Below are 7415 nucleotides of genomic sequence, written 5' to 3' on the forward strand. Positions count from 1 at the left end.
TGCTTTTCAATTACTTTTTCCAAGCTATTTGTTGCAGGATATTTCCAAGAGAAAATTTGCTGTCCTATACATTTTGCATATTTTTTTGCATGATTAGATACTTGGGTGTTACAAAAAATAATCTCACCTGAAAATTTTGGTTGCAGATCAAGGAATCTTGCATGAGTGTATAATGATTCTTTTAATCTGGTATACACTCCATGGAGGGAGTGATATTTGCATTCAATCAAAAATTCTTTGTTGTCCCTCATTCCTATCAAATCAATTTCATGTACTATACATTTTCCAGGAATTTTTGATCTAATTCCCGATACCTGATAATCATAATATTCCAATAGAGATGAAATGTAATTTTCAAATGCAAATCCTGCACGACCCATTCTCATAATTGCGTCCTTTAATTGATATCTTTGGTGTAGACCTTTGAGACCTTTTTCTTCAGAAATTGCACGAAGAACTTTTTTGTAAATATCCTTTGAGGTCATATCACGATAAACTTGGGATTTGACTTTTTTTAAAATCCGTTTTGCAGTCTTTTTACTTGCTCCTGCTCTAATACATGTACGGAGAATCTTGTTTTCATTAAATTTGACTCGTCTGCCATCTGCTTTGTAAATGAAGAATTTTCTAGGAGTCACAGATTAAACTAGTTTTGAAGAAATTAATCCTTTACTTTTGAGTAACATTGTTCGTCAGAGACAGTTGAAGATTACAAACAAAATTTGTGAAAATCAGATTTTATTTATAAACAAAAGAAAGGTGGGTTTAATCAATATGACAAAACCATGAGAGTTATCACATCATTCAGGCCAGATGTGAGTTGTTGATATTTTGTCTCCCAGGATTTGTTTGGTCCTCTATAGATTAGAAATTCATATTTTTAATAAAATATGTGCAAGTATGAAATTCAACCATTTTTGGGAACATAGTTCTTGCATGAACATTTAGTGCACAATATTTTTGATTGCAGTTTTCCACTAGGCATTGATGTGCCAGGTAAGAAATCCCCAGTACCAATGCGATTAAACGCAAGACGATGATCCTCTTTTGAATTTCAGCCCTTGTGTATGCCCTGTCTTCACTTTTGGACTCTTTTGGAATCATTTTGTCTATCAAAAACCATGAAAAGTCAATTTCATTGGCACGCAGTAATGTCTTGATTGGTTTTAGTCTGTTTCTAGAAGTGTTTGGATTAGCTTCTTCTCATCTATTTGTTGTTTGAGTAACATGACATAACGTTTGATCTTGTTCTTACCAGCATAGTGGTCTTCCCTAATTAGATTAACAAAATTATTCACAAGAATGGCAAATTCTTTTTCTGGTAACAGTTTCCTTTTTTGTTGGGACTTGCTCCAATCATAGTTTGGATTAAGAAACATTTCGAGTTGTCCTGCATATTTTTTCTTTGTAGACTTGTCCCTGATTGCTGTTACATAGTTCTCATAAGGAGTAATATCTGCAATTTCTTCAAGAGTGTAATCAGGATGAGTCATAATATCAGATATTGTATGGGATCAGATAAAGCATTAGTTAGGGTATGGGCCCGAAGGGCTTCGATCCCTTGGCTCACCGGTTATGAGCCGGTTACTCTACCAAGCTGAGTTACGGGCCCTAAGCAAAGGAATTTTTTCTTAGGTATAAAATGTTATGAGATTAACAATATTCTTCATAGCAACTATCAAGCAACAAATTTTGTGCTGAAATTGATTTGTCTGCAATTTCAACCAAGCTGTCAAAGTCAGCTGAAGATTTTTCCAATATATTTCTCCAAGATGCTGCATGTCTAATGTCAGCTTCAGTGTGAAGCTTAAAGTATTCTGTAGCATTATGACTTGTCATTCCGTAAAATTCTGCCAATCCATCAAGTTTTGTTTGGCTAATTTTTGGAATTTCTTTTTCAAAAGCATACATTGCACAAGCACCGCCATCAAAAGTATCCATCAGTTGATTAAGATCAGATACAGCCTTCTGTGTTTTTGCAGTTCCTGAATATGAAATTAATTCATCTTCAGATATTCCCAATTCTCCTGCAAAAGCAATCCATGGTTTGATATGATCAGATTCCTCTTGTTGATTTTTAACCAGTTCACTAACTACAGATTCTGGTGATTTTTCAATTATAGGAGTCATAAATGAAGGGACAGTTTTTACAAGTTGAAAATATTCTTTAGAGTAACCTGCTAGAGACTCTTGTGTTAATTTTCCATCAGACCACATTTGGTAAAATGGGTGTTTTAGTAAACTTTTTTCTTCAATCATTTCGTCAATTTTTTGTATTATATTCATGATTCATCTCCAATTACGCCAATAAAAAAATCTTTGTGGTGTACAAAAGATTTTATGATGATAAAGCAGAATTTTCATGGGTTCCAGTGGTGTAGACCGGTCAAGCATTTTGCCCTTTCAAGGCAAAGATCCCGGGTTCAAATCCCGGCTGGAGCACCAAGATTTATTTACGTATATGAAAGTTTTTTGATCAGGCCCATCTTGGACAGGAAAAATATCGAGATAAATCCTCTGCTTGAAACCTATGGAAAATACATTCAACGTATAGATCAAGCACTAGAAAATGAACTTGCAATTTATTCTGAATCAGAGTTCATTGAACCTCTAAAATATTCTCTAGAAGGAGGTAAAAGGATCAGACCAATTATTTTGAATTTAGCAGCTGAGAGTGTAGGTAAAATTGATGAAAATGTACTATCTGCATCTTGTGCAGTTGAATTTCTCCATATGGAATCAATCATTCATGATGATATTATTGATAATGAAACAATGAGAAGACAAAAAGATCCTTTCCATATCAAATATGGATACAACACAAGTGTTCTAACTGGAGATTTTGTACTTGGACTAATTCTTGCAATATCATCAAGATTAGACAATGCTAGAATTACAAAAGATTTGGCTACAACTGCCATGTTAATGAGTGAGGGAGAAATGATTGAAGGTAGATTGGAATCAAGTGAGGATGTAACATTTGACGATTATCTAAAAGTGATTGAATACAAAACGGCAGTGGCATTTGAAGTAGCAGCTAGAACAGGTGCAATCATTGCTAACGGAACAGAAGAGCAAATTGAAGCATTAACTGAATATGGGAAAAATATAGGAATTGCATATCAAATCAGAGATGATTTGCTAGACTGGAAAAACGAAGACAAGTTATTCAATTTATTGATCAAGAGAAGTTCTGATCCTAGAGATGTCTTTAACAAAATGGAAGAATTGTTAAAAGAATATTCAGAAAAAGCGAGATCGGGTTTGAGAAAAATTCCAGACAATGATGCAAAAATAAATCTAGATAATTTAATTAAATTTACTTCATTTAAGGCATAAGACCTAAACTAATTACTGGAGTTGCAAACTCTACAAACTTCAATAGTGGTTCTGGATATACACCAAATCCAACTAAAAAGATTGTTGAGAAGATCATTACGGCAATAACAGATTTTGGTTCTGCAACTCTCTTTTCGGTTTCTCCTTCAAAGTACATTTTTCTTGTAATCCAACCATAGTAAGCAAGGGATAATGCACTGTTAAGTACACCTGCAATTGCTAGCCAAGGAGCCCACCATAAAGCAGAAGTAGCATCTAAAGCACTTCCAAATAACATCAATTTACTCCAGAATCCAGAAAGAGGAGGTACACCTGCAAGTGCAAAGAGTGCAATAACTAAACCTAGAGCAGTAATTGGCATTCTTCTTCCGAGTCCTTTTAATTTATCAATATGAGTCACTGCAAGCGTTGTAACAATTCCTGCAATTGCAATAAATGCAGCACCTTTCATCACGGCATGATTCATAATTTGATACAAAGAACCTTGTAAACCTAGAGAACTGTGTGGAGCTACAGCTAGTCCAATTAGGATGTATCCTGCATGAGCAATACTAGAATATGCCAACATTCTTGAAATATTCTTTTGCATAATTGCAGCAACATTTCCTATAGTCATAGTCATTACAGCAATAATTCCAAGAGCTAAAGTCCAGTCAAGGTTTAGAACAACCATTCCAAGAACTACAATTCTAATCGTTGCAGCAAATCCTGCCTTCTTTGTTGCAGCAGCAAGTAATGCAGTGATTGTAGGAGGAGCGCCTTCATATGTATCTGGCAACCATTGATGGAATGGAACAAGTCCCATTTTGAATCCAAATCCTGCAATAAACATTCCAACTGAAAGTAATGCAAGAGGCAACAATGAAGGGTCAAGTGTTGAATAACCTTGAATGACTTCTCCAATATTTGTAGAGCCTGTTAATCCATAAGATATTGAAATTCCGTAGACGATGATAGCAGAAGATAATGCACCAAACAAGAAGTATTTTAGAGCAGCTTCATTTGAGCTTGGATTCTTTTTCATGTATCCAACCAAAATGTAAGTTGGAATACTCATGAGTTCCCATGCAACAAATAGCATTATCAAATCAGTAGAATATGCAACTAGAACCATACCAATTGTTGCAAGTAAAATAAGTGAATAGTAAACTGCAGGAGAGTTATGTTTTCTCATATAATTGAAAGAACCAACAGTTGTGAATATTGCAACAATAAGCATTGCAATTGCAAAGAAACCACCAAAGGCATCATCTACAATTACATCATCTGAAAATAGAGCCGAAGAAGCAATATTGTCATTGATGAATTGATATCCAACATAACCCATGGATACGATTAATGCAGCAAATGCAATTACTGCATAAAATGAGTTTGAACCTTGTTCTTTCCTTGAAATGCTAATTATTGGAAGAAGAATACCAACGGTTCCTAATATTGCAATTATTATCAATGGGGTTGAAGTAATTTCTATCATCTCATAATTCTCCTATATCAGTAATATCAGAACTACGAATAGTAATCCTGCTCCAAATACGAATAGGTATGATTGTGAAACACCGGTTTGAGTTCCTTGGATGACTCTAGCACTCCATCCGACTGCCTTTTGAACTCCATCATTCATACCATAATCAATGGCGGTCTTTTCAAAGTATCGGAATACTGCTCTTGCCAACCACAATGGAGCTACTACAAAGCACCAGTAGATTATTGCATTTAGATACCATCTGTTTAAGATGACTTTGTGAATTGCGTAAAAGAAAATATTTGAATTAACAAATTTGACTGGATCAACCCATCTTCCAATATAGAAGATGTAACCAAGTCCAATACCAGTAGCAAATGCTACTAATGATGAACCAAGTGCAACTGGGTTAAGTCCTTGCAAGAATTCTGGTAGGATTGATGCTTCAGCAGCAACATGTTCAGAGTGAATACCAAATGAGTGTTCGAGATAGTCTGTAAACAAATGATGTAATCCTTCTTCTGCAGACAATCCAATGAGTCCAATACCGATTGTAAGAACTGCTAGAATTCCATATGGTACCCACATAGATAACGATGCTTCATGAATATGATGTCCTTCTTCCTCCATCTTTTCAATGTGTTTACTCTTCTTACCAAAGAAGACCATTCCAATCATTCTTGTAGTATAGAATGCAGTAATTACAGCAGTTAGTACTGCAATAATGTAAAGTGGCATTGCCCATTCATTTCCAGATGTATAAACTGCAGCAAAGATTGCATCCTTACTCCAGAAACCTGTTGTGATAAATGGTGCACCCATTAGACCAAGACCTGCAGCCCACATGAATGCATATGTCTTCTTCATCTGTTTTCTCAAGCCTCCCATATCAGTCATGAATCTAGAACCAACAATATGCAATAGAGAACCTGCTGCCATGAATAATGATGCTTTGAACATTGCGTGAGAAATCAAATGGAAGAATCCTGCAGTGTAACCATCGACATATTGATGAGATAATCCTGCAACACCTAATGCCATCATCATGTATCCAATTTGAGAACCAGTAGAATATGCAAGGACTTTCTTAATTTCGGGATTAACCATACCTTGCGTTGCAAGTAATAGTGCAGTAATTGCACCAACCCATGCTACAATTTCAAAGAATTGATCAGCCATAATTCCTGCAGCACCTAATGCAAATACAAGTGGGCCAATTCTTGCCACCAAGAATACACCTGCTTTAACCATTGTTGCTGCATGAATCAATGCAGAAACGGCAGTAGGACCAGTCATTGCTTCTAGTAACCATTCGTTTAGTGGGAATTGTGCAGACTTGCCTATAGCACCACCAAATAATAAAACAAATGCAGGAACTAGCAATCCCTGAGCAGCCATTGCAGTTGCCCAATCAGTAGAACCCATTAATTCTTTAAATCCAAATGTTCCAGCAAATAAGAAAATCAAAAGCATACCTGCAATCATCATCACATCACCAACTTTGGTCATGATGAATGCCTTCATTCCAGCATGTGTTGGAGCATAGTAATCTAACATTCCAAGAACTGTACGTCCTTCAACACCAACATGATCTTTCTTTTTATCACGATACCAAAAGCTGATCAAAGCATATGATGCAAGACCTACTCCCTCCCATCCAAAGAAGACTTGTAACAAGTTATCAGATAATACAATTAATTGCATTGAACCAATAAAGAACATCATCCAGAACCAGAATCTAGTAATGTCTTTGTCACCTTTCATGTAACCTGTACTGTAAATCATAATCAAGAATGAAATCCAGCCAACAACATTTGCCATAATTATTGAGAGTGGATCAGCTAATACACCACCTTTAAGACCAATTGCTTCTATCCACATAATTTGGTGATGTAATTCATGAGCCTCTAATGCTACTGGAATCATTGTTGCTGCAGATAATGCACTCATCAGAGCAAATGCAACTGCAACATATCCAGTTGTATGTTTTGATAATTTTCCAACACCCGGAATAATCATTGCAGCAGCAAATGGTAAAATCCAAACTAGCCAAGCACTGAGAGTTCCAACTTCAAAGGGTAATCCAAAAGATTCAGTAGCCATTATCTAAACTCCCAACACTCCACTCATGTATGGAATAATTGTCTTCAAGAAAATATCCGGATAAATACCGACTACAACTGAGAATCCTGCCAAAACCATCATTGGTGCTGTCATGTACCAACTTCCTTCCTTCACATTTTCTAGATGTTCAGGGGTCTTTCCAAAGAATACACGTTTTAGCATCCAAAGCATGTAAGACATTGTAAGTGCAGTTGCAACAAGACCCAAACCAAATGTTACAGCTCTAATTGTTGATCCTTCTTCAATGGCAGTTTCTAATGCACCGTAAAAGAGAATCCATTCACCCATGAAACCACTTGTTGGTGGAACACCCATTATTGTTAATGCACCAATTACTGCACATACGGCAGTGATTGGCATCTTTCCTGCTAATCCTCCTAATTTTGAAATGCTTCTAGTTCCAACTTTAACAATAATAATTCCTGCCATCATGAAGAGAATGCCTTTTCCAATTCCGTGTGTCACATACATCATCTCTGCACCTGATAAA

General features: G+C 36.0%; 7 protein-coding genes and 2 tRNA genes. 2 read left to right on the plus strand and 7 right to left on the minus strand.

Annotation, left to right across the window (positions count from 1 at the left end; all coding sequences use genetic code 11):
- From OEW78_RS09240 to OEW78_RS09255, 4 genes are all read right to left on the minus strand, one after another.
- Positions 1–638: ATP cone domain-containing protein (locus OEW78_RS09240; protein WP_300327016.1), on the minus strand; the 638-nt coding region annotated here is incomplete at its 3' end.
- Positions 639–1166: 528 nt separating this feature from the next.
- Positions 1167–1493, minus strand: a complete 327-nt coding sequence (locus OEW78_RS09245; RefSeq protein ID WP_300327017.1) for a hypothetical protein — start codon at positions 1491–1493, stop codon at positions 1167–1169.
- Positions 1494–1538: 45 nt separating this feature from the next.
- A tRNA-Ile gene (locus OEW78_RS09250) sits at positions 1539–1612 on the minus strand.
- Positions 1613–1653: 41 nt separating this feature from the next.
- A complete protein-coding gene (locus OEW78_RS09255; protein WP_300327018.1) occupies positions 1654–2286 on the minus strand; it encodes an iron-containing redox enzyme family protein in 633 nt (210 codons plus the stop codon).
- 80 nt (positions 2287–2366) lie between these two features.
- On the opposite strand from OEW78_RS09255, the gene OEW78_RS09260 reads away from it, so the two are divergent.
- Positions 2367–2445 (plus strand) — tRNA-Glu (locus OEW78_RS09260).
- 42 nt (positions 2446–2487) lie between these two features.
- Positions 2488–3339 carry a polyprenyl synthetase family protein gene (locus OEW78_RS09265; protein ID WP_300327019.1) on the plus strand — a complete coding sequence of 284 codons (852 nt, stop codon included), beginning with the start codon at positions 2488–2490 and terminating at the stop codon, positions 3337–3339.
- Here OEW78_RS09265 and OEW78_RS09270 read toward each other — a convergent pair.
- The 3 genes from OEW78_RS09270 to OEW78_RS09280 form a co-directional block, all read right to left on the minus strand.
- Positions 3329–4813: an NADH-quinone oxidoreductase subunit N gene (locus OEW78_RS09270; protein WP_300327020.1), complete on the minus strand. Its 1485-nt coding sequence runs from the start codon at positions 4811–4813 to the stop codon at positions 3329–3331. The genes OEW78_RS09265 and OEW78_RS09270 overlap by 11 nt on opposite strands.
- 12 nt (positions 4814–4825) lie before the next feature.
- Positions 4826–6904 carry an NADH-quinone oxidoreductase subunit L gene (locus OEW78_RS09275; RefSeq protein ID WP_300327021.1) on the minus strand — a complete coding sequence of 693 codons (2079 nt, stop codon included), beginning with the start codon at positions 6902–6904 and terminating at the stop codon, positions 4826–4828.
- A gap of 3 nt (positions 6905–6907) precedes the next feature.
- Positions 6908–7415 (minus strand): proton-conducting transporter membrane subunit (locus OEW78_RS09280; protein ID WP_300327022.1); only part of this gene is annotated, 508 nt, incomplete at its 5' end.

Origin of the sequence: Candidatus Nitrosopumilus sp. (assembly GCF_029882185.1) — an archaeon.
In the GTDB taxonomy this organism is placed as follows: Archaea; Thermoproteota; Nitrososphaeria; order Nitrososphaerales; family Nitrosopumilaceae; genus Nitrosopumilus.